Annotated in this window: 25 protein-coding genes and 2 tRNA genes; 11 read left to right on the top strand and 16 right to left on the bottom strand. The window is 69.6% G+C overall.

All coding sequences use genetic code 11. The features are described from left to right. Positions 1-55: 55 nt before the first annotated feature. The 4 genes from L0965_RS12785 to L0965_RS12770 all read right to left on the bottom strand — a co-directional run bounded on the left by L0965_RS12785 (position 56) and on the right by L0965_RS12770 (position 3,285). Complete coding sequence (locus L0965_RS12785; RefSeq protein WP_101306327.1) at positions 56-310, bottom strand: hypothetical protein; 255 nt, start codon at positions 308-310, stop codon at positions 56-58. A 144-nt stretch (positions 311-454) separates the two neighbouring features. Beyond that, a complete protein-coding gene (locus L0965_RS12780; protein ID WP_101306326.1) occupies positions 455-1,312 on the bottom strand; it encodes an alpha/beta fold hydrolase in 858 nt (285 codons plus the stop codon). Positions 1,313-1,365: 53 nt separating this feature from the next. Continuing rightward, a complete protein-coding gene (locus L0965_RS12775) occupies positions 1,366-2,373 on the bottom strand; it encodes an NADP-dependent oxidoreductase (RefSeq protein WP_101306325.1) in 1,008 nt (335 codons plus the stop codon). Between the two features lie 45 nt (positions 2,374-2,418). Then, positions 2,419-3,285: an alpha/beta fold hydrolase gene (locus L0965_RS12770; protein ID WP_101306324.1), complete on the bottom strand. Its 867-nt coding sequence runs from the start codon at positions 3,283-3,285 to the stop codon at positions 2,419-2,421. Positions 3,286-3,394: 109 nt separating this feature from the next. On the opposite strand from L0965_RS12770, the gene L0965_RS12765 reads away from it, so the two are divergent. From L0965_RS12765 to L0965_RS12735, 8 genes are all read left to right on the top strand, one after another. Then, the gene (locus L0965_RS12765; RefSeq protein ID WP_101306323.1) at positions 3,395-3,814 is read left to right on the top strand and encodes a TetR/AcrR family transcriptional regulator; all 420 of its coding nucleotides are present in this window, start codon (positions 3,395-3,397) and stop codon (positions 3,812-3,814) included. After that, positions 3,811-3,939: a hypothetical protein gene (locus L0965_RS16650; protein WP_267956976.1), complete on the top strand. Its 129-nt coding sequence runs from the start codon at positions 3,811-3,813 to the stop codon at positions 3,937-3,939. Before L0965_RS12765 ends, L0965_RS16650 begins: the two co-directional genes overlap by 4 nt. 309 nt (positions 3,940-4,248) lie before the next feature. Further along, positions 4,249-6,978 (top strand): pyruvate dehydrogenase (acetyl-transferring), homodimeric type, encoded by a 2,730-nt coding sequence (gene aceE, locus L0965_RS12760; RefSeq protein ID WP_101306321.1) that lies wholly within the window; start codon positions 4,249-4,251, stop codon positions 6,976-6,978. An 8-nt stretch (positions 6,979-6,986) separates the two neighbouring features. After that, the gene (locus L0965_RS12755; protein ID WP_101306320.1) at positions 6,987-8,210 is read left to right on the top strand and encodes a CdaR family transcriptional regulator; all 1,224 of its coding nucleotides are present in this window, start codon (positions 6,987-6,989) and stop codon (positions 8,208-8,210) included. Positions 8,211-8,313: 103 nt separating this feature from the next. After that, entirely contained in the window at positions 8,314-9,234 is a 921-nt protein-coding gene (locus tag L0965_RS12750; protein ID WP_101306319.1) for an ACP S-malonyltransferase, read from the top strand. Continuing rightward, positions 9,231-10,247, top strand: a complete 1,017-nt coding sequence (locus L0965_RS12745) for a beta-ketoacyl-ACP synthase III (protein WP_060958926.1) — start codon at positions 9,231-9,233, stop codon at positions 10,245-10,247. The genes L0965_RS12750 and L0965_RS12745 overlap by 4 nt, the downstream gene beginning before the upstream one ends. Positions 10,248-10,340: 93 nt before the next feature. Next, positions 10,341-10,589, top strand: coding sequence for an acyl carrier protein (locus L0965_RS12740; protein WP_005049448.1), 249 nt, complete (start codon positions 10,341-10,343; stop codon positions 10,587-10,589). 66 nt (positions 10,590-10,655) lie between these two features. Then, the gene (locus L0965_RS12735; RefSeq protein WP_060958927.1) at positions 10,656-11,894 is read left to right on the top strand and encodes a beta-ketoacyl synthase; all 1,239 of its coding nucleotides are present in this window, start codon (positions 10,656-10,658) and stop codon (positions 11,892-11,894) included. A gap of 153 nt (positions 11,895-12,047) precedes the next feature. On the opposite strand, the gene L0965_RS12730 is transcribed toward L0965_RS12735, so the two are convergent. The 3 genes from L0965_RS12730 to L0965_RS12720 all read right to left on the bottom strand — a co-directional run bounded on the left by L0965_RS12730 (position 12,048) and on the right by L0965_RS12720 (position 13,825). Next, entirely contained in the window at positions 12,048-12,560 is a 513-nt protein-coding gene (locus tag L0965_RS12730) for a DUF3145 domain-containing protein (protein WP_101306318.1), read from the bottom strand. A gap of 118 nt (positions 12,561-12,678) precedes the next feature. Beyond that, positions 12,679-12,755: transfer RNA gene (locus L0965_RS12725), tRNA-Ile, on the bottom strand. Between the two features lie 14 nt (positions 12,756-12,769). Beyond that, positions 12,770-13,825: a DMT family transporter gene (locus tag L0965_RS12720; RefSeq protein ID WP_232783901.1), complete on the bottom strand. Its 1,056-nt coding sequence runs from the start codon at positions 13,823-13,825 to the stop codon at positions 12,770-12,772. A gap of 54 nt (positions 13,826-13,879) precedes the next feature. Here L0965_RS12720 and def point away from each other — a divergent pair, with 54 nt between their 5' ends. After that, positions 13,880-14,446: a peptide deformylase gene (gene def, locus L0965_RS12715; protein ID WP_082734092.1), complete on the top strand. Its 567-nt coding sequence runs from the start codon at positions 13,880-13,882 to the stop codon at positions 14,444-14,446. Positions 14,447-14,508: 62 nt separating this feature from the next. On the opposite strand, the gene L0965_RS12710 is transcribed toward def, so the two are convergent. The 5 genes from L0965_RS12710 to dusB form a co-directional block, all read right to left on the bottom strand. Beyond that, positions 14,509-14,581, bottom strand: a tRNA-Asn gene (locus L0965_RS12710). 73 nt (positions 14,582-14,654) lie between these two features. After that, positions 14,655-15,428 (bottom strand): ATP-binding cassette domain-containing protein, encoded by a 774-nt coding sequence (locus L0965_RS12705; RefSeq protein WP_101306316.1) that lies wholly within the window; start codon positions 15,426-15,428, stop codon positions 14,655-14,657. A gap of 64 nt (positions 15,429-15,492) precedes the next feature. Beyond that, the gene (dnaG, locus tag L0965_RS12700) at positions 15,493-17,388 is read right to left on the bottom strand and encodes a DNA primase (RefSeq protein WP_101306315.1); all 1,896 of its coding nucleotides are present in this window, start codon (positions 17,386-17,388) and stop codon (positions 15,493-15,495) included. After that, entirely contained in the window at positions 17,388-18,776 is a 1,389-nt protein-coding gene (locus tag L0965_RS12695; RefSeq protein WP_101306314.1) for a deoxyguanosinetriphosphate triphosphohydrolase, read from the bottom strand. Before L0965_RS12695 ends, dnaG begins: the two co-directional genes overlap by 1 nt. Next, on the bottom strand, positions 18,766-19,932 hold the full coding sequence (gene dusB / locus L0965_RS12690; protein WP_101306313.1) for a tRNA dihydrouridine synthase DusB: 1,167 nt from the start codon (positions 19,930-19,932) through the stop codon (positions 18,766-18,768). The genes L0965_RS12695 and dusB overlap by 11 nt, the downstream gene beginning before the upstream one ends. 62 nt (positions 19,933-19,994) lie before the next feature. On the opposite strand from dusB, the gene L0965_RS12685 reads away from it, so the two are divergent. Then, positions 19,995-20,498, top strand: a complete 504-nt coding sequence (locus tag L0965_RS12685) for a glutathione peroxidase (protein ID WP_101306312.1) — start codon at positions 19,995-19,997, stop codon at positions 20,496-20,498. A 142-nt stretch (positions 20,499-20,640) separates the two neighbouring features. Here L0965_RS12685 and L0965_RS12680 read toward each other — a convergent pair whose 3' ends face one another. Genes L0965_RS12680 through recO form a run of 3 tightly spaced genes read right to left on the bottom strand, consistent with a single transcriptional unit; the run spans position 20,641 to position 22,876 of the window. Further along, positions 20,641-21,306 (bottom strand): DsbA family protein, encoded by a 666-nt coding sequence (locus L0965_RS12680; protein ID WP_101306311.1) that lies wholly within the window; start codon positions 21,304-21,306, stop codon positions 20,641-20,643. Positions 21,307-21,335: 29 nt separating this feature from the next. Beyond that, the gene (locus tag L0965_RS12675) at positions 21,336-22,151 is read right to left on the bottom strand and encodes an isoprenyl transferase (RefSeq protein WP_101306310.1); all 816 of its coding nucleotides are present in this window, start codon (positions 22,149-22,151) and stop codon (positions 21,336-21,338) included. Further along, positions 22,148-22,876 (bottom strand): DNA repair protein RecO, encoded by a 729-nt coding sequence (gene recO, locus L0965_RS12670; protein WP_060958936.1) that lies wholly within the window; start codon positions 22,874-22,876, stop codon positions 22,148-22,150. Before recO ends, L0965_RS12675 begins: the two co-directional genes overlap by 4 nt. Before the next feature lie 55 nt (positions 22,877-22,931). On the opposite strand from recO, the gene L0965_RS12665 reads away from it, so the two are divergent. Further along, positions 22,932-23,618, top strand: a complete 687-nt coding sequence (locus L0965_RS12665) for a trimeric intracellular cation channel family protein (RefSeq protein WP_060958937.1) — start codon at positions 22,932-22,934, stop codon at positions 23,616-23,618. Between the two features lie 148 nt (positions 23,619-23,766). Here L0965_RS12665 and leuA read toward each other — a convergent pair whose 3' ends face one another. After that, positions 23,767-25,527, bottom strand: coding sequence for a 2-isopropylmalate synthase (leuA, locus tag L0965_RS12660; protein WP_060958938.1), 1,761 nt, complete (start codon positions 25,525-25,527; stop codon positions 23,767-23,769). Between the last annotated feature and the right edge of the window lie 10 nt (positions 25,528-25,537).

Raw genomic sequence — 25,537 nt, 5'->3', positions numbered from 1 at the left:
AGTGAGTCACCTTCGAGCGCCCATCCGCCGATGAGTTGGTGGCGATTAGGCGGCGTCAGCTCTCGTAGTGCGGGAGGGTCTGGCTGTCCTTGACATAGGTGGGCGCGTCGGTGACGTCGTAGGCGTGGACGGCAGCGACGTGCGGGGCGAGCAGGGTCGACAGGTCTGGGGCATGGTCGGCGTAGAAACGGTCGCGAGCACGGTCGTCGGTGAAGCCGAGGATGACCGAGGCGTGCAGGTGCTGGTCGGCCGGGTTGTCGTGGGCGACGTTCGGTGTTTCCCGGGTCTTCTCATTCCACGGCAGGAACACCTGTGTGCGCAGCGCAGTGTCGGGCCAGCGGCCTTATCGGTGCGCATCCAGAGCAGGATCGAGGAGGTGAAGTGCTTCGAGACGTCTGGTTTCGTCGGTGTGGTGTCGGTCATGATGGCTCCTTCGGGGGTGACAGCTCGCTGGTCAGTCGGTGAGGAACTTCGCGGCGATCGGGGCGAACTTCTGCCAGTACTGGAAGACGCCGCCGTGGCCGGAGTTCGGGTAGATGATCAACTCGCTGCCGACGATCCGCCGATGCAGGTCCTCGGAGAGCACGGAGGGGACCATGCGGTCGTTGTCGCCGTTGGCGATCAGGGTCGGGCCCGTGATCACGGACAGGTCTGATGGGGTCGAGCGCCCGTACCGTTGGATGGCCTTCAGCTGGCGGCTGAACGATTTGTTGCTGATCGGCTTGTCGCGGTCGACGGTGCGCTCCTTGAGACGCTCAACGAACGCCTTGCCGGCTCGCTTGCCTTCGGCGTCACGGTTGAAGAAGAGGAACTCCTTCGGATCGGACCGGGTGATCACGGAGCGGAAGATGTCCCAGTAGGTGGTGCCGACGACCTTGTCGATGTTCTTCCCACCGCGCGGGCCGGTGCCGGTGAGCACGAGCTTGCGCACCAACCCGGGGTGAGCGACGACCAGGTCTTGAGCGATCATGCCGCCCATCGAGAAGGAGAAGATGTCGATCCTGTCGTAGCCCAGTCCCTTCGTGATGAACCGGTAGGCGTCGGCCGCGGCGTCTTCGAGGGTGTCGGGAACCTGCCCGGAGGAGGCACCGACGCCGAGCTGGTCGAAAGCGATGACGTGGCGGGTCTTCGCGATCTGGTCGATGATGCGCGGGTCCCAGTTGTCCAGGGTCGCGGCCAGGTGCACGAAGAAGACGACGGGGATCTGTTCTTTCGGGCCAAGCTCACGGTAGGCGAAGGTGTCCCCGTCGACGGCGACGGTCTTTGCTGGGGCTTTGGCGTAGGAGGTGATGACGGGTTCGGTGGTGCTCATGAGGGTGCTCCTTGAGGATCTGAGTGTGCTCGGAAAGCGGACTGCGAATAGGGCTATGCGGGCTGGTCGGCGCCCGTGATGACGGCTTTGCCGCGGATGCTGCTGGTGCCGAGGGAGGCGAGAGCCTGCACGGTCTGGTCGAATGGGAAGGTCGCGCCCACGACCGGGCGGATGTCGCCGGCGTCGACGAGCTCGGCGATCTGACGCAGCTGGTCGCCGGAGGCGTGCATGAGGAGGAACTCGTATGTCACGCCGAGCTTCCTGGCGAGTGCGCGGGTCTTGCGGCTGAGGGCCGTGATGGCCAGGCGCAGCACCGGGTTCAGGCCTGCGGCTTTCGCGAACGCGGGGGTGGGTGGACCGGAGATCCCGACCGCCTTTCCGCCGCGCTTCAAGACCGTGAGCGACTTGGTGAGGTTGTCCCCGCCAAGCGGGTCCAGGACGAAGTCGTAGCCGGAGAGCTCGGACTCGAAATCGTGGGTACGGTAGTCGATGACGACGTCGGCGCCGAGCTCCCGGACGAAGTCCGCGTTCTTGCCCGACACGGTGGTCGCAACCTGCGCACCGAGGTGCTTGGCGAGCTGGATCGCGATCGACCCGACCCCGCCGGCACCAGCGTGGATGAGCACCTTCTGCCCCGGCTGCACGTTCCCCTTCTCCACCAGGGCCTGCCATGCGGTGAGTGCGACCAGCGGAAGCGATGCCGCCTCCACGATGCTGATCGAGGTCGGAGCCAGGGCGACGTCTGTCTCGTCGACGGCGATGCGCTCGGCGAAGGTACCGATGCGGTGATCCCGCGGCCGGGCGTACACTCGGTCCCCGGCGGTGAACCGGGTGACACCCGCGCCGGTGCGGATCACGGTGCCCGCGACATCGTGGCCGAGCGTGACGGGGGTCTTGTAGGGCAGGATCGCCTTGAACTCACCTGCCCGGAGCCGCTCGTCGAGATGGTTCAGCCCTGCAGCCTCTACCCGGATCAGGACGTCGCGGTCGCCGACCGTGGGCTCGGGTATGTCGGCCTCGTGGACGGGCTGCTTGTACTTGTCGAACACGAACGCGCGCATGATGGTCTTCTTTCTGTAATGACGCGTGAGATACAGCGATGGCGGTCAGCGCTGCAGGAAACGGTGGGTGGCGTCGGCGATCGCGCTGCGATTCTGGAAGACGACGCCGTGCCCGGAGTCCGGGAACAGCAGCACCTCGGCACCCGGGAAGCGATCCCGAAGTGCTTCAGCGTTGGCGGGCGGGACCATGCGGTCACTGTCGCCGTGCAGGACGAGCATCCGACCGGCGAAGGTGCCGACCGCCCCCTGCTGGTGACCCCACCGGTTCACGGCACGGAGCTGCGCACGGAACACCCCGGGGGTGACAGGCGTGTCCCTTCCGATGCGACGGCGCTTCATTCGCGCCTGGTAGGCCTTCGCGGCTTGCTTGCCTGCCCGGGTGCGGGTGAAGAACAGCAGCGTGGTCGGGTTGGTAAAGCTCACAACCCCGCGCAGGACGGTGCGGACGGTGACGCCGGTCATCGCGGTAAGCCCGGGACCATGCTGCGGACCCGTTCCGGCGAGGATGACACGCTCCACGAGGTCCGGCACCTGGCGGATGATCTCCTGGGCGACCATGCCGCCCATCGACAACCCGAACAGGTCCACCCGGGAGAGACCGAGGGCGCGGACCACGGCGATCGCGTCAGCGGCCATGTCTTCGAACCGGTCACGCACGCTCCCAGTAGATGCGCCCACTCCTCGGTAGCCGAGCAGAATCACCCGCCGCTTTTCGGCCAGGGCGTCAACGAACTCCGGATCCCAGCTATCAAGGTTTGCACCGAGGTGGGTGAGACCAACCAGCGGCATACCGTCGTTGTCGGCGCCGAGCTCGCGGTGGACGAACCGTGCACCCGCCGCCGTGACCGTACGGGTCGTGGCATCAACGAAGCGCACGGGCAGTCCGCCTGATCTCTGCTGCGTGTCTGTCATGACAGCTCCTTGCTTGGATTGCCGACCCTTACGACGGGGTTCTCCGTCCGCTCGATCCGAGGACACTCAATCCTGAGTGCCCTCAGTAACTTTGTCAAGGGAGATCGACATGGCATCCCATCCGGACCCGGCGGGGCGCCGTGAGCGAGCGAAGGAGGACAAGCGGCGCCGGATCATGGACGCCGCCCGCACCTTGTTCGCGGAGCACGGCGTGGGAGGTGTGACCACCCAGCAGATCGCCGACCGCGCGGACGTCGCCATCGGCACCCTGTACCCGTACGCGTCGACGAAAGCAGAGCTGTTGATCCTGGTGCAGAACCAGAAGTTCGCCACCGCCATCGACGATGGCCTCCGTTCGGCTGCCGTCGCCGCGCGCGCAGGGGTTGGCACCGTGGCGTCGGTCCTCGCGCTGGACCCCACCGCCGCGAGGGCCTCGCCCTCTCACGACGCCTGGAGAGCGGCCTGTCCGGCATCCTGGCCCACGATCCCCGCATCGTCTCCGCCGATACGAGCACACTCGCGCGCGTGATCACCTCGATCATCCACGTCACCACCACCGCGACCGTGCACCTTGGCGACAGCTTCCCCGAGATCCTCGACCACATCCGTCGGCAGGTCAGTGCCGCCCTGCCCTCCTCCGCACGAGCGGTATAACCGCACACCTGAATCCTCGTCACAAGAACAAGGAGAACCTCATCAGCACCTCCACGGCCAATTCGATGTCGTCGTCCTCGGCGCGGGCCCTGGCGGGACCTAGGAACCTCTGAGAACACGGCGGATCAACGTCTGCAACGCCGAACGTGTGTGTGAGAACCGTTCGGGAAGGCCCACTCGCGTCCCGCGCGGTCCACCCCATCGCGATGTGACTAGGCTGATCCAGGACGCGTTGTCGACGCTGCACAAAGCCGCGCGCATCCCAAGCCCCATCCCTGGCACGATCTGCCAGACGACGAAAGGTGTCTCGTGACGGTCAACGATCAGGATCCGTACTCTCAGGGACCGCAGGACAGCGACCCCGAAGAGACGCACGAGTGGCAGGAATCGCTGCAGCAGCTCGTCGACAGCAAGGGGGCGGGGCGCGGTCGCGAGATCATGCTCAGCCTGCTGAACAAGTCGCACGAGCTGCAGCTGAACGTGCCCCAGGTCCCCACGACCGACTACATCAACACGATCGCGCCGGAGAACGAGCCCGCCTTCCCCGGTGACGAGGAGATGGAGCGTCGCTACCGCCGGTGGATCCGCTGGAACGCCGCGCTCACCGTGCACCGTGCTCAGCGCCCCGGTATCGGCGTCGGCGGACACATCTCGACCTACGCGTCGTCCGCGTCGCTGTACGAAGTCGGCTTCAACCACTTCTTCCGCGGCCTCGATGACCCCACGGGCGGCGACCAGATCTTCATCCAGGGCCACGCCTCCCCCGGCATCTACGCCCGCTCCTTCCTCGAGGGGCGTCTGTCGGCCGACCAGCTCGACGGTTTCCGTCAGGAGAAGTCGAAGGCACCGCTCGGCATCCCGTCGTACCCGCACCCGCGGCTCATGCCCGAGTACTGGCAGTTCCCGACCGTGTCGATGGGTCTCGGACCCATCAACGCGATCTACCAGGCGATGACCAACAAGTACCTCACCAACCGCGGGATCAAGGACCTCTCGGGCTCGCGCGTCTGGGCCTTCCTCGGCGACGGTGAGATGGACGAGGTCGAGAGCCGCGGACAGCTCCAGGTCGCAGCCAACGAGGGTCTGGACAACCTCACCTTCGTGGTGAACTGCAACCTCCAGCGCCTCGACGGACCGGTGCGCGGCAACGGCAAGATCATCCAGGAGCTCGAGGCGTTCTTCCGCGGCGCGGGCTGGAACGTCATCAAGGTCGTCTGGGGCCGCGGCTGGGACGACCTGCTCCAGGTCGACACCGACGGTGCTCTCGTGCGCCTCATGAACACGACGCCGGACGGCGACTTCCAGACCTATCGCGCGGAGGACGGCAAGTTCATCCGCGACCACTTCTTCGGCCGCGACGAGCGCACCGCCGCCATGGTGAAGGACTGGTCGGACGAGGACATCTGGGGCAAGCTGCGCCGCGGTGGCCTGGACTACCAGAAGCTCTACGCCGCCTACAAGGCCGCCACCGAGCACAAGGGCCAGCCCACGGTCATCCTCGCGAAGACCATCAAGGGATACGGTCTCGGTCACCACTTCGAGGGGCGCAACGCGACCCACCAGATGAAGAAGATGACGCTCGACGACCTCAAGCATTTCCGCGACTCGATGCGCATCCCGGTCTCCGACGCGCAGCTCGAGGAGAACCCCTATGCCCCGCCGTACTTCCACCCGGGCATGGAGGACGAGACCATCCAGTACATGGTGGAGAAGCGTCGCGCCCTCGGCGGGTTCCTGCCGGAGCGCCGTACCCACCACGTGCCGATCAGCCTGCCCGACGACAGCGCCTACGCGCTGCCGAAGAAGGGTTCCGGCACGCAGGAGGTCGCCACGACGATGGCCTTCGTCCGCCTGCTGAAGGACCTGCTGCGCTCGAAGGACTTCGGCAACCGCATCGTCCCGATCATCCCGGACGAGGCGCGCACCTTCGGTCTCGACGCGTTCTTCCCGACCGCGAAGATCTACAACCCGAACGGTCAGAACTACACCTCGGTCGACCGTGAGCTCCTCCTCGCCTACAAGGAGAGCCCGCAGGGGCAGATCATGCACGTCGGCATCAACGAGGCGGGTGCGGTCGCCGCCTTCACCGGCACGGGCACCTCGTACGCCACGCACGGCGAGCCGCTGATCCCGGTCTACATCTTCTACTCGATGTTCGGCTTCCAGCGCACCGGCGACGCGCAGTGGGCGGCGGCGGACCAGATGGCCCGCGGCTTCATCATGGGCGCGACGGCCGGTCGCACCACTCTGACCGGCGAGGGCCTCCAGCACGCCGACGGCCACTCGCACCTGCTGGCCTCGACGAACCCCGCCACCGTGTCGTACGACCCGGCGTACGGGTACGAGATCGCCCACATCGTGCGCTCCGGCCTGGACCGCATGTACGGCGGCAACCACCCCGACCCCAACGTGATGTACTACATCACCCTCTACAACGAGCCGCTGGTGCAGCCGGCCGAGCCCGAGGGCGTCGACGTCGACGGCATCGTCCGCGGCATCCACCGCATCTCCGAGGGTTCCGGCGACGGTCACCGCGTGCAGCTGCTCGCGTCGGGGGTCGGCGTGCCGTGGGTGCTCGAGGCGCAGCAGCTGCTGCGCGACGACTGGGGTGTGGCCGCCGACGTCTGGTCGGTCACGAGCTGGACGGAGCTGCGCCGCGACGGTCTCGCCGCCGACGAGCACAACTTCCTCAACCCGCTCGCCGAGCCGCGTACCGCGTACCTGACCGAGAAGCTCCGCGACACCGCGGGTCCGGTGCTGGGCGTGAGCGACTACATGCACGCGGTCCAGGACCAGATCCGCGAGTGGGTGCCCCGTCGCTACGTGACGCTGGGTGCCGACGGCTTCGGCTTCTCCGACACCCGTGCCGCGGCGCGTCGCTTCTTCAAGATCGACGGCCCGTCGATCGTGGTCCGCGCGCTGCAGGCGCTGGCCGAGGAAGGACTCGTCGACCGCTCGCTGTCCGCCCAGGCGATCGAGAAGTACCGTCTGCACGACGTGACGGCCGGAACGACCGGGAACGCTGGCGGCGAGAGCTGACCGGTTCGATGCCCGCCCGCCCCACACCTCAGGAGAAGGCGGAGACACTCGCGTGGCTCCGCCGCATCTCCGGGGACCTGGCCACGGCGACCATCAAGCGACTCGAAGACTCGCTGCCGTGGTACGCCGACATGCCGCCGGCACGCCGGTCGGCCGTGGGCCTCGTGGCGCAGGCGGGCATCGCCTCGTTCATCCAGTGGTACGAGGATCCGGGCTCCACGCCCTGGATCGCCGCCGACATCTTCGCCGCAGCCCCCCGTGAACTGCTGCGCAGCGTCAGCCTGACGCAGACGCTGCAGCTCATCCGGGTGACCGTCGCCGTCACCGAGGAGCGCGTCGCGGGCCGCGCGGAGGACCTGCGCGAGAGCATCCTGCTGTTCTCCCGCGAGGTCGCGTTCGCGTCGGCCGACGTCTACGCGCGGGCCGCAGAGGCCCGCGGGCTCTGGGACGCGCGACTCGAAGCGCTCGTCGTCGACTCGATCCTCACGGGCGAGGCCGACGAGGAGCTGCCGAGCCGTATCGCCGCGCTCGGCTGGCACGGCCACGGAGAGGTCGCCGTGCTCGTGGGTACGACGCCCCCGCAGCTGGATGTCGATCATCTGCGGCGGCTCGCCCGCAAGCTCGGCGTCGACGTGCTCATCGGCGTGCAGGGGTCGCGCCTCGTGCTGGTGATCGGGCGTGCCGTGCTGCCCGGACGCGAGCCCGTGAGCGACGAGCTGCCGTTCCCCGAGATCGCACGACGGCTGGAGCCCGGCTTCGGTCCCGGCCACCTCGTCCTCGGTCCCACGGTGCCCGCGCTGGTGGATGCCGGGCTGAGTGCACGCGCGGCGCTGGCGGGGTTCGCCGTCGCCGGGGCGTGGCGTCACGCCCCGCGTCCGGTCGAGGCCGACGATCTGCTGCCCGAGCGTGCGCTGGCCGGCGACGCCATGGCGAAGGCGACCCTGGTCGAGCGCATCTACCGTCCGCTGCAGGCGCACTCCGCCGATCTCGTCACGACACTCTGGAGCTACCTCGACAACGGGCGCTCCCTCGAGGCGACGGCCCGCGAGCTGTTCGTCCACCCGAACACCGTCCGGTACCGCCTCAAGCGCGTCTCGGACGTCATCGGCTGGGATGCGACCGGGCCGCGAGAGGCGCTCATCCTGCAGACGGCCCTCATCATCGGGTCGATCGGCACCGAGGCGACGCGCCGTCGGGGAAGCGCGGCGCGACGCCCCTCTCGCACCGACTGACATCCCACCGTCCCGGTGCTGTTATCGATCGGATACAAAGCAATCCGCGTTTGTTGTGACGTGTTCGCCAGCGCGGCGGCGCAGAAGTTGGAAGGATAGGCACGTGATCATCACCGTCTTCCCCGGGCAGGGCTCACAGACCCCCGGGTTCCTCGCTCCGTGGCTCGAGCTCGACGGGGTCCGCGAGCGCGTCGAGCGGTACGCGGAGGAGGCGGACGTCGACCTCCTCGCGGCCGGCACCGAATGGGACGCCGACCGCATCCGCGACACGAGCGTCGCGCAGCCGCTGATCGTCGCGGCGAGCCTGGTCTCGTACGCCGCCCTGCAGGATGCCGCGGCCACCGCGCCCGGCGGTGTAGCCGGCCACTCCGTGGGTGAGATCGCGGCTCTCGTCGCGGCGGGAGTGCTCACGGACGACGACGGGATGCGTCTCGTCGGTCTTCGGGGACGAGCGATGGCCGATGCGGCTGCGCGCGAGCACACCGGGATGAGCGCCGTCCTCGGCGGTGACCGCGACGCGGTCCTCGCCCTCCTCGATGAGCTGGGCCTCACCCCGGCCAACCACAACGGTGCCGGACAGATCGTGGCGGCCGGCGCGCTGGACGCGCTGGCGGAACTCGCGGCCCACCCGGTCGCGGGAAGCCGCGTCATCGCGCTGCAGGTGGCGGGCGCCTTCCACACCTCGTACATGGCCCCCGCGGTCGAGTCGTTGCGCGCCGCCGCCGCAGAGGTGACGGCATCCGACCCGACCGTCGCCCTCTGGACCAACCGAGACGGTGCGCGGGTCGTGGGAGGTCGTGAGGCTCTCGACCTCCTCGTCGCACAGGTCTCCTCCCCCGTCCGCTGGGACCTCTGCATGGACGCGTTCTCGGCTGCGGGCGTGACCGGCATCATCGAGCTCGCCCCGGCCGGCACCCTCACGGGTCTCGCGAAGCGTGCCCTGCGCGGCGTGCCGACCGTGGCCGTGAAGACACCCGACGACCTCGCGGCTGCGGCCGCCCTGCTGACAGGAGGCGACGCGTGACCGACGCGCCCACCCGACCCGCCCTCGTCCAGTCGACGGGGCCGGCCCACACGCGCATCTACGCCTACGGCGCGGCGCGCGGCGAGAACGCCGTTCCCAATGACGATCTCGTCGGTCCCATCGACTCCAGCGACGAGTGGATCCGTCAGCGCACCGGCATCGTCACGCGTGTGCGGGCGGATGCCGCCACCACCGCGATCGACCTGGCATCCGACGCAGCGGCCGAAGCGGTCGCCACCGCGGGGATCGACCCCGCGCTCATCGACGCCGTGATCGTCGCGACGATCTCCAACCCGAAGCAGACCCCCTCGGTGTCGGCGATCGTGGCCGACCGGATCGGCGCGAACCCCGCGGCGGCGTACGACCTCAACGCCGCCTGCGCCGGCTTCGCCTACGGCGTCGCGCAGGCCGACGCGCTCATCCGCGCGGGCTCGGCGCACTACGCGGTCGTGGTGGGCGCCGAGAAGCTGAGCGACATCGTCGACCCGACCGACCGGTCCATCTCGTTCCTCCTGGGCGATGGCGCCGGTGCGGCCGTCGTCGGACCGAGCGACTTCCCCGGCATCGGACCGACCGTCTGGGGCTCGGACGGCTCGAAGGCCGAGGCCGTGGGCATGAACCACACCCTCGTCGAGTTCCGCGACGGCCAGTCGCCGTGGCCGACGCTGCGCCAGGAGGGTCCGACGGTCTTCCGCTGGGCCGTCTGGGAGATGGTGAAGGTCGCCCGGCAGGCGCTCGAGGTCGCCGGAGTGCAGGCCTCCGATCTGGCGGCCTTCGTGCCGCACCAGGCCAACATGCGCATCATCGACGAGTTCGCCAAGCAGCTGAAGCTGCCCGAGACGGTCGTCATCGGCCGCGACATCGAGACCACCGGCAACACGTCGGCGGCATCCATCCCGCTCGCCACGCACCGCCTGCTCGTCGAGCACCCGGAGCTGTCGGGCGGACTCGCCCTGCAGATCGGCTTCGGCGCCGGGCTCGTGTTCGGCGCCCAGGTCGTCGTCCTGCCCTGACGGCCCGAGATCCGCGGGCGCGGCGGCCGCCGCACCTAGACTGAACGTCGGCCCCGCAGGGCCGGTGAAACCCCGATAAACAAGGAGAATCCCATGGCATTCAGCAACGACGAGGTCCTCGCAGGGCTCGCCGAACTCATCACGGACGAGACCGGCATCTCGGCGGACGAGGTCGCGCTGGAGAAGTCGTTCACCGACGACCTCGACATCGACTCGATCTCGATGATGACGATCGTCGTCAACGCCGAGGAGAAGTTCGGTGTCACCATCCCCGACGAAGAGGTCAAGAACCTCAAGACCGTCGGCGACGCCGTCACCTTCATCACCACCAACCAGGCCTGACCTCAGGCCTCGCCACCTGCACCCCGGTGGGGGCCTGAGCGCCCCCACCGGAGCAACGAGGAGACCATGAGCATTCCCCGAATCGTCGTCACCGGCATCGGCGCCTCCAGCCCCATCGGTGGGACCGCGCCGGAGAGCTGGTCCGCGCTGCTGGGTGGCGCCTCCGGCGCGCGCACGCTCGAGTACGACTGGGTCGAGCAGTACAACCTTCCCGTCACCTTCGCCGCGCAGGCCGCCGTCCGCCCCGACACGGTGCTGGAACGGCCGATCGCCAAGCGTCTCGACCCGTCCTCGCAGTTCGCGCTCGTCGCGGCCATGGAGGCGTGGGCGGATGCCGGAAGCCCGGAGGTCGACCCGGAACGCCTGGGAGTCGACTTCGCGACCGGGATCGGCGGCCTCTGGACCCTGCTCGACGCGTGGGACACGCTGCGCGAGAAGGGCCCGCGTCGCGTGCTGCCGATGACGGTGCCGATGCTCATGCCGAACGCGGCGGCCGGCAACCTGTCGCTGCACTTCGGTGCGCGTGCCTACGCACGCACGGTCGCGAGCGCCTGCGCATCGAGCACCGAGTCGATCGTGAACGCGATCGAGCACCTGCGTGACGGTCTCGCGGATGTCGTGATCGCCGGTGGCACCGAGTCGGTGATCCACCCGGTCACCATCGCGTCGTTCTCGTCGATGCAGGCGCTGTCCAAGCGCAACGACTCCCCCGAGACCGCGTCGCGCCCCGGCAGCATCGATCGCGACGGATTCGTCATGGGCGAGGGCGCGGGCGTCCTGATCCTCGAGACGGAGGAGCACGCCAAGGCGCGCGGAGCGAAGATCTACGCCGCGGTCGTCGGAGGCGGCGTCACGGCCGATTCGTACCACATCACCGCCAACGACCCCGAGGGCACCGGCGCCGCGCGCGCCGTGAACCTCGCGCTCGCGATGGCGGACGCGTCGCCCGACGACGTGACCCACATCAACGCCCACGCCACCTCCACCCCGGTCGGCGATCCGAACGAGTACGTGGCGCTCAAGAGCGTCTTCGGCGACCGGATCGATGAGATCCCCGTGTCGGCGACCAAGGCGTCCACGGGACACCTGCTGGGCGGGACGGGAGCGCTCGAGGCGATCTTCACGATCCTCGCGCTGCGCGACCGTGTCGCACCGCCGACGATCAACCTGACGGAGCAGGACCCCGCGGTCCCCTTCCGCCTGTCGGGCGCGCCGACCCCGCTCGGCGACGGACAGCAGCTCGCGATCAGCAACTCGTTCGGCTTCGGCGGACACAACGCGGTCGCCGCGTTCGCCTCGGTCTGATCCGGCCTCGAGCCGGACGCGAAGACGCCCCCGCATCCTTTCGGATGACGGGGGCGTCTTCGTGTCAGACGAGGATGCGCTGTCTCGGTCTCCGGGAAGCCGTCCGAAGCCGGTACCGGCGCCTCGACTCGTCTGGGCTCAGGGGGTCGGCGCTCAGCCGACTTTGTGGAGCCAGACGACGGGGGCGTCGTCGCTGGCGTGACGGAACGGCTCGAGCTCTTCGTCCCAGGACGAGCCGAGGGCGACCTGGAGCTCGCGCTGCAGGTCGTACGGGTCGCCGGCCGCGATCTCGAGTGCGTAGCGGATGCGGTCCTCGCCGATGACGACGTTGCCCGCGGTGTCGGTCTGGGCGAAGTGGATGCCGAGATCCGGCGTGTGCATCCAGCGACCGCCGTCCGAGCGCGGCGTCGGGTCCTCGCTGACCTCGAAGCGCAGGTGCTCCCAGCCGCGGATCGCGGTGGCGAGAGCGGCGCCGGTGCCGGCGGGGCCTTCCCAGTAGAACTCGGCACGACGGCTGCCGGAGAGCACGGGCTGTTCCGCCCATTCGAAATTGACCGCCCGTCCGAGGGCGCGACCGACAGCCCACTCGAGGTGGGGGCACAGCGCTCGTGGCGCGGAGTGGATGTAGATCACTCCGCGCGCCTGTGGGGTCGACGTGGTCGCCATCGCGATTCTCCGTTTCTTCAGGTACGTCTTCCCCTACGACCTGAGTCCGGATGCATGGCGGCTATGTGGTTGTGCGCCCATTATTGCCGATATCGACGTGGAATCACAACCGTGTCATTGGTAGGGCGGGTGGGACTTGAACCCACGATCGTCGGGTTATGAGCCCGCTGCCTTGACCAGCTTGGCCACCGCCCCCTGTCCCGGGAATTCTAGCGGGGTCGCGGGTCGTCCTTGTCGCGCACCGGCGGCTCCGGCCACACCTTGGCGACGGCGTCGGTGAGGCGCTGGGAGCCCGGCGAGACGCCCTCTCCGCTGCCACGGGTGATCGGGATCTCCTGGCTGTCGCTGACGATCTGCGGATGGTGTCGTGCGAGTTGGAACACGCCCGTGACGGCGAGGGCGCCGGCCGCGACGAAGCCCACGTACGCGCCCCAGGGGGCGCCCTCGGCCTCGCGGAGCACTGCGAGACCGATCACGATCGCGACGATCGGGTCGATGACGGTGAGGCCCGCGATGACCAGGTCCGGGGGCCCGGACGCGTAGGCGGTCTGCACGAAGTAGGCGCCGATCGCCGTGCCGGCCAGCAGTGCCACGATGCAGACGATCGTCAGCCACTCGAAGTCACCCGAGCGGATGCGGCTGAGCACCACCTTGGCGAGCGTCGCCACGAAGCCGTACATGATGCCGGCGGCGACGATGTAGAACAGCGCTCCCATGCGTGCGCGCAGCCAGACCCACAGGGCGGTGAGCACGATCGCGACGCCCGCCAGGATGAGGAGCACCGTGATGAGCTGCCCGTCGCTGATCGGGGTCTCGGTCGCGTAGAGAGCGGCCACGGTGACGAAGACGAAGATGCCGGCGACGCACAGCCCGATCGCGGAGAGCGAGCGACGCGTGGGGCGCAGGCCGCTGATGCGGGCGTTCAGGAGGGTGGTGATCACCAGTGAGACCGCGCCCACGGGCTGGACGAGGATCAGCGGCGCGAACGTCAGCGCCGACAGCTGGCAGACGATCGCGAGGCCCAGCATCACGGTGCCGGCGACCCACGAGGGGCGCCGCAGGAGGTTCCACATCTGTCCGCCCGTGAGGCCGGACGAGCCGTGCGTGGCCGTGAGGCGTTCGACCTTCTGCACGCCGCGGTGCTGATACTGCGCACCGAACGACATGAAGACGGCACCGAGGAGGGCCAGCGGGATGCCGATGAGGATGCCGGGGTCGGCGAAGACGCCGACGAGCTTGTCAGTCACGTCTCCGAGGTCGGTCATCGCGGCATACACCCCTCGACACTAACCGCCGGGTGCGCTCGATAGGCTCAGGACGTGGCTGTTCTTCCGATTCGCATCATGGGCGATCCCGTCCTCCACTCCCCCGCCGATCCCGTCACGGAGGTGACGGAGGAGATCCGAACCCTCGTCGCCGACATGTTCGAGACGATGGATGCCGCCCCCGGCGTCGGGTTGGCGGCCCCGCAGGTCGGGGTGGGCCTGCGCATCTATACCTACAGCTACCAGGACGACGACGGCAATCCCTGGCGCGGAGTGATCATCAACCCGCAGCTGTGGATGCGTCCTCCGGTGCCCGGCGCGCCGGATCCGGACGACGAGTCCGAGGGATGCCTGTCGTTCCCGGGCGAGCGGTTCCCGCTGCGGCGCTCCGACGAGGTGCTCGTGACCGGCGTCGACCTCGACGGCGCTCCCGTGCGCATCGAGGTGGACGGGTGGCGTGCGCGCATCATGCAGCACGAGTTCGATCACCTCGACGGCATCCTCTACATCGACCGTCTCGACGACGGCGACTGGAAGACGGTGCAGAAGATCGCGCGCAAGCGCGGGTGGGGACGTCCCGGCGCGTCGTGGACCCCCGGCGTCGACGACCTCGACGCCTGATCGCCGTTCACCCCTCCCGCGGGAAACGAAAACGGCCCCAGAGTGGAGTCTGGGGCCGTTCGCTCCCCGGCTTGGACTCGAACCAAGAACCTGCCGGTTAACAGCCGGCTGCTCTGCCAATTGAGCTACCGAGGATCAGTCACCCGCGAGCGGGCAACCCGTCCATATTAGCAAAGGTCGGGGCGTGGTCGTGACAACCGACACGCGATCACGACACGAGTCGCACGCCGCCGTCCGGCGTCCACAGCAGGTCGGCCGTGCCGTGGCCGTAGGCCACCGGACGTCCCCCGCGGAGCACGAGCACATCGGCGTCGATCTCGCGCACGGCTTCCGCGTCGTTGGTCACCATCAGGATCGCCATCCCGCTCTCGTCGCGGCGGCGCAGGAGCGCGTCGCGAACCGCCTGCCGCACCTCGAGGTCGAGGTTGGCGTAGGGGTCATCGCCGATGAACACCCGCGGCTGCAGCACGAGGGCACGCGCGATCGCGACACGCTGGCGCATGCCCGAACTGAGCTCATACGGATACCGGGCCGCGGCGCCCAGCGGAAGCTCGAACTCGTCGAGCAGACTGGCCACCCGCACCGCGAGCGCCCGCTGGTTGACGCGTCGGTCGCGACTCGTGATGGGCTCGCCGATGACCTCCCCGACCGTGAGCCGCGCCGGCAGGTCGGCGCCGGCGCGCTGCGGCACGTAGCCCGTGTAGTAGGCGCGCACACGGGCCGCGCGCCCCTTCTTGCGGATCGGGGTGCCGTCGACCCAGGCGTCGCCGCCGACGACCGTGAGCGAGCCGTCATCGGTTCCGGCCAGGAGTGCGGCCAGGCTCGACTTCCCGGCGCCCGTGGCGCCCATGACGGCCAGGGCTCGGCCGGCGTCGAGGCGCACGCTGACGCCGTCGACGACGCGCACGCCGCCGCGGGCCACGGACAGGTCGTCACACCGGACCGCGGCGGTGACGGCGTCGAGGGAGGATCGACGAGGCATGGGGTTCATCCTGCCCTCTCCGGCGCCGTCGCGCCAGCGGGGCTCGCGCCGCCGCTGCGCGGCGTCAGGACGCGTTGTCCGTCAGAGCCCGTCGGCGTGCGTCGAGCTCGCGCAGCGCGAGCCGCACGGTGCGACCCTGCTCCGACTCGGCGGGCAGACGTTGGATGGCGCCGAGCATCTCGCTCTTCTCACGATCGAGCGCTCGGATCCGCAGCCGGCGGGCGAGCGCGTGCGTGGATGCCGCGGCCTCCGCCTCCGTGAGAGCCGGGAAGTCGGCGGTGAGCAGCTCGACGGCCAGCGACCGGTACGGCTCTCGGACGGCCTCCACGGCCGTGGAGGCCCAACCGATCCGGGTGCGATCGGTGTGCGAGAGGAGCGCCTGGCGCACGGCATCCAGGGCCGGCACGGTCATCGGCAGCGCGAGGGCGGCATCGAGCTCGCCCCCGTCGACGAGGTGACCGTACTGCAGCACCCCCATCAGGGCGTCCCGCTCCAGCGCCGCGTCGGCCGATCGCGGCAGCGTGCGCAGGCTCATCCGCAGCGCCGGCTCGCCCGGTACCGAGGCGTCTGCCGACCGTTCACCGCGCGGCGTCGCGTCGGACGACGTCGCACCGCCGGTCCGTGCGTCGTCGCCGCGTCGCGCCGCCTCGCGGCCCGCCCGCTCGACCTCGCGTCGCACCGCCTCGGTGTCCATCCCGAGGCGGCGCGCGAGCACCCGGGTGTACTCGGGCTGCAGCAAGGGATCGCGCAGCTCCCCCACGACCGGCGCAGCGGCGCGGAGGGCGCCCACGCGTCCCTCCACACTCGACAGATCGAACCCCGCGAGTCGCTGGTCGATGACGAACTCGAACATCGGGACCTTGGTCTCCATGAGCGAGCGGACGGCGGCATCCCCGCGCTCGAGGCGCAGGTCGCACGGGTCGAGCCCCTGCGGGCCCGTCGCGACGTACGTCTGCGCGTTGAACCGCTTCGCGTCGGCGAAGGCCCGCAGTGCGGCCTTCTGGCCCGCCGCATCCGGGTCGAAGGTGAAGACGACCTCCCCGGCGGCCGAGTCGTCTCCCATGACCCGTCGGAGCACGGTGATGTGGTCGGAGCCGAACGCGGTGCCACACGTGGCGACGGCGGTCGTGACCCCGGCCAGATGGCAGGCCATGACGTCGGTGTAGCCCTCGACGACGACCACGCGGTGCGAGCGCGACACGTCCTTCTTCGCCAGGTCGAGCCCGTACAGCACCTGCGCCTTCTTGTAGATGGTCGTCTCAGGGGTGTTGAGGTACTTCGGCCCCTTGTCGTCCTCGTACAGCCGTCGCGCGCCGAATCCGATCGTCTGTCCCGTCACGTCGCGGATGGGCCACACGACGCGTCCGCGGAAGCGGTCGTACACGCCGCGCTGGCCCTGCGAGACGAGGCCCGCCGCCGACAGCTCCTCGTCGCTGAATCCCTGCCCGCGCATCGCGTCGCGGAGTTTGTCCCAGCCCTGGGGCGCGTACCCGACGCCGAAATGCGCGGCCGCGCCCGCATCGAACCCCCGCTCCCCGAGGAAGCGGCGCCCGGCATCGGCCTCGGGCGACGAGAGCTGGCCGCGGAACCACTCGGCGGCCGCCGCGTTGGCCTGGTACAGCCGCGTGCGCCCACTGTTCTCGGGCGCGGCGCCGCCGTCCTCGTAATGCAGGGTGTAGCCGACGCGGGCGGCGAGGCGTTCGACCGCCTCCGTGAAGGACACGTGGTCCATCGCCCGCAGGAACGAGTAGACGTCCCCCGATTCCCCGCACCCGAAGCAGTGGTAGTAGCCGACCTGCGGTCGCACGTGGAAGCTCGGGCTGCGCTCGTCGTGGAACGGGCACAATCCCTTCAGCGACCCCACCCCGGCCGACTTCAGGGCGACCCGCTCGCCGATCACGTCGCCGATGTTGATGCGGGCCTTCACCTCGTCGACGTCCGACTGTCGGATGCGTGCCATCAGTGCCCCTCGGCGGGCCAGAGTCCGGCGATCGGCTCCGGAAGGGCGAAGCCGCTGGGGGCGATCGTCCGGTCGTCGCCGGAGCGCAGTCCGAGCTCGCGCAGGTCGACGGGGCCGATGAGGCGCGCGTGCCACTCGATCGCGAACCTGTCCGTGAGGCTGGAGACCTGGTCGACGACGACGCGCTTGCGCGCGGCATCGGTGGATGCCGCGGCGAAATCCTCCGCGTGCAGGCGGTCCAGGTGCTCGGGGCGCTCCCACAGGGCGCTCGCGAGCCGCTTGAGCACGCGCCGCTGCTCCTTGTAGAGGCCGCGGCGGCCGTCGATCGTGACGACGAAGGCGCCGATGATGCCCTTGAGCACCGCCATCTCCGCCTCGATCACGCGCGGGACGATGACGCGCCCCCGGTAGCGCGTGAGCACCGGAACCGAGTAGTGCTCGCGGGTCGCGGTCGTCGCGGCGCGCGCGAAGCGGCCGATCAGGTCGGAGGTGAGGTTCTTCAGCCCGGCCAGCGCGGCGCGCGACCCGTCGAAGCCGGGAAGCCATTCGGGCATGCGGGTGAGCCGGTAGAGCGCGTCGGCGAGCTCGTCACGGGTGAAGCCGAAGCCCACCCATGCCTGGATCGCCGTCAGCAGCGCCTCGTGCTCGCGGGCGTCGGCGAGGCGGGCCGGGTCGAGGTAGCCGTTGAGCACGGCGTCCTCGAAGTCGTGCACCGAGTAGGCGATGTCGTCGGAGAGGTCCATGACCTCCGCCTCGATGCAGCGCACCCTCCCCGGCGCGCCGAGGCGCATCCAGCGGAAGACGGCTTCGTCCTCGGGGTAGACGCCGAACTTCTCCCGGCCGCCGGGATCGGGCACACCGTGCTCCACCGTCCACGGGTACTTGCAGGTGGCGTCGAGGCTGGCGCGGGTCAGATTGAGACCGGCGCTCTGGCCCGCGGCATCCATCACCTTCGGCTCCAGGCGGGAGAGGATGCGCAGCGTCTGCGCGTTGCCCTCGAACCCGCCGATGTCCTCCGCCCAGTCGTTCAGCGCCCGTTCGCCGTTGTGCCCGAACGGAGGGTGCCCGATGTCGTGGCTCAGAGACGCCGTGTCGACGACGTCGGGCGACAGCTCGAGGGCGATCGCGAGCTCGCGGCCCACCTGCGCCACCTCGAGCGAGTGCGTGAGACGGTTGCGGGCGAAGTCGGCGGGGCTGGCCGGGCTCAGCACCTGCGTCTTGGAGGCGAGGCGCCGCAGCGCCGCAGAATGCAGCACGCGGGCCCGATCGCGGGCGAAGCCGTCGCGCTGCGAACGGTGCTGTTCCGGGACGAAGCGTTCCGCGTCGTGATCGTCGTAGCCGGACGGGCGGCCGGAGGCGATGCCGACGCCGCTGCCGTCACCCGCCACTGGTGTCGACCTCCGCCTCGGCCAGCTCGCGTGCGGCGTCACCGCTCATCTCGCGGCTGTGCAGCCACCCGTCGGGCAGGGCGGGCCGCTTGGGCGTGCCGGCGCGCCCGCGCTGGCCCTCCGCCGCCGCCCCCGGGTACGGGGCATCGAGATCGAGGGTGGCGATCAGGTCGTCGATCTCGGCGAGACTCGACACCGTCGCCAGCTGGGCGCGGGTCTCGCCGCCGACGGGATAGCCCTTGAAGTACCAGGCGACGTGCTTGCGGATGTCGCGGCATCCGCGGCCCTCGTCCTCGAAGAACTCGACCAGCAGCTCCGCGTGACGGCGGAACGCGGCTGCGACGAACCCGAGCGTCGCGTCGACGGGCGCACCGGCGGCGGCCCCCGGGCCTCCGAGGCCGCGGGCGAGGTCGCCGAACAGCCACGGGCGGCCGAGGCAGCCGCGGCCGACCACGACGCCGTCGCATCCCGTCTCGGCCATCATGCGCGCGGCGTCGTCCGCCGACCAGATGTCGCCGTTGCCGAGCACCGGGATGGACGTGACGGCCTGCTTGAGGGCGGTGATGGCCGACCAGTCGGCGTGGCCGGAGTAGAACTCCGCGGCGGTGCGGGCGTGCAGCGCGACGGCGGCGACACCGGCATCCTCGGCGATGCGTCCCGCATCGAGGAAGGTGAGGTGGTCTGCATCGATGCCCTTGCGCATCTTCACCGTCAGAGGCACATCGCCGGCGGCGCGCGCGGCGCGGGTGACGATCTCGCGGAAGAGCCCGAGCTTCCAGGGCAGCGCCGCTCCCCCGCCCTTGCGGGTCACCTTGGGAACCGGGCAGCCGAAGTTGAGGTCGATGTGGTCGGCGCGGTCCTCCTCGACGAGCAGGCGCACCGCTGCTTCCGTGGTGGCGGGATCGACGCCGTACAGCTGGATCGAGCGCGGCTTCTCCGACTCGTGGTGGGTGATCAGGCGCATGGTCGTCGCGTTGCGCTCGACGAGCGCGCGCGTCGTGATCATCTCGGAGACGTAGAGGCCGGCGCCATACTCACGGCACAGTCGACGGAATGCCGTGTTGGTGATCCCCGCCATCGGCGCGAGGACGACCGGCGCGTCGAGCGCGATGGGCCCGATGCGCAACGCGGGGCCGGTGGAGACGGAGAGGGACATCCTGTCCATTCTCCCAGACTCCCGCGGTCACGAAGGCGGCGTACGGCCCTATCGTGGAGAACATGGCCGAGACACAGACGGTGGACATCCGCGACATCCCCTACACCGACGCGTCGGGCGTCGAGCACACGCTCTCCGAGTGGGGCGACAAGGCCGTGCTCGTCGTGAACGTCGCCTCCAAGTGCGGGCTCACGCCGCAGTACGAGCAGCTCGAGGAGCTCCAGCGCACCTACGGCGCGCGCGGCCTGCAGGTCGTCGGGTTCCCGTGCAACCAGTTCATGGGGCAGGAGCCCGGCTCGATGGAGGAGATCCTCGAGTACTGCGCGGTCACGTGGGGCGTGAGCTTCCCGATCATGGACAAGGTCCGTGTCAACGGCTCGCACGCGGCACCGCTGTACAAGGCGCTGAAGAAGGCGAAGAACGCCGAGGGCGCGAAGGGTCCGGTCATGTGGAACTTCGAGAAGTTCCTGCTGACCCCCTCGGGTCAGGTGCACCGGTTCCGTCCGCAGACGAAGCCGGACGCGCCCGAGGTCATCGCCGCCATCGAGGCGAGCCTGCCCGCCTGATCGTCGCGGGCGGGCGTTTCGACGCGCTGCGCTCGCTCAACGACCGCGTCGCGCCACGGCCTCCGGTCGTTGAGCGAGGCGCGCAGCGCCGAGTCGAAACGCAGCGCCTAGTCGAGACGCAGCCGAGCGAAACGCAGCCGCCTCAGGCGTCCTGCTTCTCCGTCCAGACCTGCCGTGCGATCTGCGCGAACGCGTCGGCCGGCTGTGCGCCGCTGACGCCGTACTTGCCGTCGATCACGAAGAACGGCACGCCCTGGATGCCGTAGGCCTGCGCCTGCGCCTGATCGGCGCGGACATCGGCGAGATGACGGCTCGACTCCAGCGCATCGCGCACCTCGTCGGCATCCAGCCCGATCTCGGACGCGAGCGCCACCAGGTCGTCGACCCGGCCGACGTGCTTACCCTCGGTGAAGTAGGCCGACATCAGACGCTCCGCCATCTCGTTCTGGCGGCCCTGCGCCTTCGCGAAGTGCAGCAGTTCGTGCGCCTTCACGGTGTTCGTGTGCTGCAGCAGGTCGAAACGGTACTCGAGGCCCGACCCCGCGGCGACTCCCGTCACCTGGTCGAGCATCTCGCGGACCCGCTCGCGCGGCATCCCCTTGTGCCCGGCGAGGAAGTCCAGCTCGTCGCCTTCGAAGTCCACCGGTGTGTCGGGTGAGAGCTCGAAGGAGTGGAAGGTCACCTCGACCTGGGGAGCGTCGGGATCGTCGGCGATCTGAGCCAGCCCGGTCTCGAGGTTGCGCTTGCCGATGTAGCACCACGGGCAGGCGATATCGCTCCACACGTCGATCGTGATCTTCTCCGTCATGCCTGGTGCAACTCCGTTCGCATCGCGGTCTATTCCGCGGAGTCGCCGGTCGGGGCGTCGACGGCGCCGCCGAAGCGGCGGCTGCGGCCGAGGTAGAGCTCGATCGCGCCCCAGAGATCGGTGCGCGAGAAGTCCGGCCACAGGGTGTCGAGGAACACCATCTCGGCGTAGGCGGACTCCCAGAGCAGGAAGTTCGAGGTGCGCTGTTCACCGCTGGAACGCAGGAACAGGTCGACGTCGGGCATGTCAGGCACGTACAGGTGCCTGCGGAGGGTCTTCTCCGTGATGGCCGACGGCTTCAGGCGTCCCGCGGCGATCTGCTCCCCCATCGCCCGCATCGCGTCGACGATCTCGTGGCGGCCGCCGTAGTTGATGCACATCGTGAGCGTGAGGGTGTCGTTGCCCGCGGTCAGCTGCTCGGCGTACTGCAGCTCCTTGATGACCGAACCCCACAGGCGCGGCTTGCGTCCGGCCCAGCGGATGCGCACGCCCCACTCGTTGAGCTGGTCGCGGCGGCGGTGCAGCACATCGCGGTTGTAGCCCATGAGGAAGCGCACCTCCTCGGGCGAGCGGGCCCAGTTCTCGGTCGAGAAGGCGTAGACGCTGAGGTGCTTCACCCCGGCCTGGATCGCGCCGGCGACCACGTCGAGCAGCACCTCCTCGCCCGCGCGGTGCCCCTCGATGCGCGTGAGCCCGCGCCGGTTCGCCCAGCGGCCGTTGCCGTCCATGACGATGGCGACATGGTTCGGCACACCGCCCTTCGGAAAGCGCGGCGGGTGGATGCCGGTCCAGTCGAGGGGACGGTACGGGACCGCATCGCGGTGCGTGTAGGGCTTGGGGCTCACCGGGGGGACTCCACGTGGGACAGGGATCGGATGCCGCGCTCGAGGTGCCACTGCGCGTAGGCCGCGACGAGACCGGAGGCCGACGCCGTGGCGGCGTGCGTCGCGGCATCCACGATGTCCCATTCTCCCGCGATCAGCGCGCGCAGCAGCACGCCCGTCTCGGGGCGCAGCCGTGCGGAGCCGGCCGGGGCACAGTCGCCGCACACCACGCCGCCGAGCTGGGCGACGAACCAGTCGTGCGGACCCACGGCGCCGCAGCGGGCGCAGTCGGTGAGCGCCGGCGCCCACCCCGACAGGGACATCGCGCGCAGGAGATACGAATCGAGCACCGAGCGCGCGGCGCGCCCGCCCTGCGAGAGCGTGCGGAGCCCGCCGACGAGCAGGAGGTACTGCTGCGGCGTCGCCTCCGCCTCGTTGAGACGGTCGGCCGTCTCGACCATGGCGTGGGCGGCGGTGTAACTGTCGTAGTCGGCGACGATCGCGGCGCCGTAGGAGCCGAGCGACTCGGCCTGCTGCACGATGTCGAGCGAGCGCCCCTGGTACAGCTGCACGTCGGCGACCATGAACGGCTCGAGGCGGGCGCCGAACTTCGACGACGTGCGCCGCACACCCTTCGCGACCGCGCGCACCTTGCCGTGGCGACGGCTGAGCATCGTCACGATCCGGTCCGCTTCCCCGAGCTTGTGGGTCCGCAGGACCACGACCTCGTCGCGGTAGGTGGGCACCCCTCGATTATCCCCGTCGGCGCGGACATCGGGCGGTATTGGAGACAATGGACGGGTGACGGAGCAGCTGTTCGTGATCCCCCTCTGGGCCGACCTCCTCGCCGTGGGTCTCGGCGGCGTGCAGGGGGCGCTGTTCTCGTCGGGATTCGTCGGGCAGCGCCGGCTCGACCTGCTGGGCGTCGTCATCGTGGGCACCGTCATGGGCATGGGCGGCGGCATCATCCGCGACCTGCTGCTGAACGTCGAGCCCGCGACGCTGCAGAGCAACTGGTACCTCATCACGGCGGTCGGTGCGGCTCTGGTCGGCATGCTGCTGGCCAACATCTTCGAGCGCCTCAACGGCGTGATCGTCGCGTTGGATGCCGTGGTCATCGGGCTGTTCGGCGCGTTCGGCACCTCGAAGGCGCTGGCGCTGGGACTGCCCGTGGTGCCCGCCGTGTTCGTGGGTGTCTGCGCCGCGGTGGGCGGCGGCATCCTGCGCGACGTCATCATGGGGCTGCCGGTGGCGATCATGCACGTCGGCTCGCTCTACGCGGTCGCCGCGGCGGTCGGCTGCGCCATCCTCGCGTTCGCGCACGCCCTGGGCGCGCCCCTGGTCGCGGCGGCCGTCGCGTGCGTGATCGTGACGACCGTCATCCGGCTGCTCGCCGTGATCTTCGACATCTCGCTGCCCGAGCAGCGCGCCCTGTACCGCCGCAAGGTCGCGGTGGAGACCAGCGCGATCCCGATCATCCGGCCCTGAGGCGTTTCGACTCGCTGCGCTCGCTCAACGACCGGGGGTGCTGCGCTCGCTCAACGACCGGGGTGGTGCGCGTCGCTCAACGACCGGGGGCGGGAAGCCTCCCGGTCGTTGAGCGAGGAGCGCAGCGACGAGTCGAAACGCGGCGACCTCAGACCGCGGCCAGCGACGCCGAGCGCTCGCGGGTGCGGATCGCGCGGTTGACGCACGACACGATCGCCTTGAGGGATGCCGTGGAGATGTCGCCGTCGATGCCGACGCCCCACAGCCGCTCGCCGTCGACCTGCAGCTCGACGTACGAGGCGGCCTGCGCGTCGCCGCCGGCGCTGAGCGTGTGCTCGACGTAGTCGTACAGCGTCACCTCGAAGCCCTGCGCACGCACGACCTCGAGGAACGCGGACACCGGGCCGTTGCCGACGCCGCGGGTCGAGAAGGTCTCCTCGCCGTCGCGGAGGGTGACCTCCAGTGACACCTCGCCCGACATGTCGCTCTGCGTCCGGGTGGACAGCAGCTCGAAGCGGCCCCACTTCTCGTCCGCGTCACGGGCCGGCAGGTACTCATCGGTGAAGATGTCCCAGATCTGCGCGCTGGAGACCTCGCCGCCCTCGGCATCCGTCTTGGCCTGCACGACCCCGGAGAACTCGATCTGCAGCTTGCGGGGCAGATCCAGCGCGTGGTCGGTCTTCAGCAGGTACGCGACGCCGCCCTTGCCGGACTGCGAGTTGACGCGGATGACGGCCTCGTACGAGCGGCCCAGGTCCTTCGGGTCGATCGGCAGGTACGGCACCGCCCACTCGATTTCGTCGACGGTGACTCCGGATGCCGCGGCCCGCGCCTCCATGGCCTCGAAGCCCTTCTTGATGGCGTCCTGGTGCGAGCCGCTGAAGGCCGTGAACACGAGGTCGCCCGCCCAGGGGCTGCGCTCGTGGACGGGCAGCTGGTTGCAGTACTCCGCGGTGCGCTTGACCTGGTCGATGTCGCTGAAATCGATCTGCGGGTCGATCCCCTGCGTCAGCATGTTGATGCCCAGGGCCACCAGGTCGACGTTGCCGGTGCGCTCCCCGTTGCCGAACAGGCACCCCTCGATACGGTCGGCGCCCGCCATGTAGCCGAGCTCGGCGGCGGCGATCGCCGTGCCGCGGTCGTTGTGCGGGTGCAGCGACAGGATGACGTTCTCGCGGTGCGCGAGGCGGCGGCTCATCCACTCGATCGAGTCGGCGTAGACGTTCGGCGTCGCCATCTCCACGGTCGCGGGCAGGTTGATGATGACCTTGCGCTCGGGCGTCGGTTCGAACACCTCGATGACCTGGTTGCAGATGTCGACGGCGAACTCGAGCTCCGTGCCGGTGTACGACTCGGGCGAGTACTCGTAGTAGACGGCCGTCTCGGGGATGCGCTTCTCGAACTCACGGCACAGGCGCGCCCCGTTCAGCGCGATGTCGATGATGCCCTGCTTGTCGCTGCGGAACACGACCTCGCGCTGCAGCACGCTCGTCGAGTTGTAGAGGTGCACGATCGCCTGCTTGGCGCCCGCGATGGCCTCGTAGGTGCGCTCGATGAGGTGTTCGCGCGCCTGGGTCAGCACCTGGATGGTGACGTCGTCGGGGATCCGGTCCTCTTCGATGAGCTGGCGCACGAAGTCGAAGTCCGTCTGGCTGGCGGAGGGGAAGCCGACCTCGATCTCCTTGTAGCCCATGCCGACGAGCAGCTCGAACATGATGAGCTTGCGCTCGGGGCTCATCGGGTCGATGAGTGCCTGGTTGCCGTCGCGCAGGTCGACGGCGCACCAGCGCGGCGCGGTCGTGATGCGGGCGTCGGGCCAGGTGCGATCGGGCAGGTCGACACGGATCTGCTCGTGGAACGGACGGTACTTGTGGATCGGCATGCCGGACGGCTGCTGCGTGTTCTTCATGGGGTTCGCT

It is taken from the genome of Microbacterium sp. NFH-22A-Y, from assembly GCF_021401375.1.
GTDB lineage: Bacteria > Actinomycetota > Actinomycetes > Actinomycetales > Microbacteriaceae > Microbacterium > Microbacterium hominis.
The sequence above is the reverse complement of the archived record's forward strand: the minus strand, read 5'-3'. Positions and strand labels throughout refer to the sequence as shown.

Excerpts from the sequence above, each read along its gene's own strand:
- L0965_RS12735 (WP_060958927.1), top strand. The coding sequence starts at position 10,656 with ATGAGCATTCCCCGAATCGTCGTCACCGGCATCGGCGCCTCCAGCCCC.
- L0965_RS12720 (WP_232783901.1), bottom strand. The coding sequence starts at position 13,825 with ATGACCGACCTCGGAGACGTGACTGACAAGCTCGTCGGCGTCTTCGCC.
- L0965_RS12755 (WP_101306320.1), top strand. The coding sequence starts at position 6,987 with ATGCCCGCCCGCCCCACACCTCAGGAGAAGGCGGAGACACTCGCGTGG.
- L0965_RS12705 (WP_101306316.1), bottom strand. The coding sequence starts at position 15,428 with ATGCCTCGTCGATCCTCCCTCGACGCCGTCACCGCCGCGGTCCGGTGT.
- L0965_RS12680 (WP_101306311.1), bottom strand. The coding sequence starts at position 21,306 with ATGACGGAGAAGATCACGATCGACGTGTGGAGCGATATCGCCTGCCCG.
- L0965_RS12780 (WP_101306326.1), bottom strand. The coding sequence starts at position 1,312 with ATGAGCACCACCGAACCCGTCATCACCTCCTACGCCAAAGCCCCAGCA.
- L0965_RS12730 (WP_101306318.1), bottom strand. The coding sequence starts at position 12,560 with ATGGCGACCACGTCGACCCCACAGGCGCGCGGAGTGATCTACATCCAC.
- dusB (WP_101306313.1), bottom strand. The coding sequence starts at position 19,932 with ATGTCCCTCTCCGTCTCCACCGGCCCCGCGTTGCGCATCGGGCCCATC.
- L0965_RS12685 (WP_101306312.1), top strand. The coding sequence starts at position 19,995 with ATGGCCGAGACACAGACGGTGGACATCCGCGACATCCCCTACACCGAC.
- dnaG (WP_101306315.1), bottom strand. The coding sequence starts at position 17,388 with ATGGCACGCATCCGACAGTCGGACGTCGACGAGGTGAAGGCCCGCATC.
- L0965_RS12765 (WP_101306323.1), top strand. The coding sequence starts at position 3,395 with ATGGCATCCCATCCGGACCCGGCGGGGCGCCGTGAGCGAGCGAAGGAG.
- leuA (WP_060958938.1), bottom strand. The coding sequence starts at position 25,527 with ATGAAGAACACGCAGCAGCCGTCCGGCATGCCGATCCACAAGTACCGT.
- L0965_RS12740 (WP_005049448.1), top strand. The coding sequence starts at position 10,341 with ATGGCATTCAGCAACGACGAGGTCCTCGCAGGGCTCGCCGAACTCATC.
- L0965_RS12775 (WP_101306325.1), bottom strand. The coding sequence starts at position 2,373 with ATGCGCGCGTTCGTGTTCGACAAGTACAAGCAGCCCGTCCACGAGGCC.
- L0965_RS12770 (WP_101306324.1), bottom strand. The coding sequence starts at position 3,285 with ATGACAGACACGCAGCAGAGATCAGGCGGACTGCCCGTGCGCTTCGTT.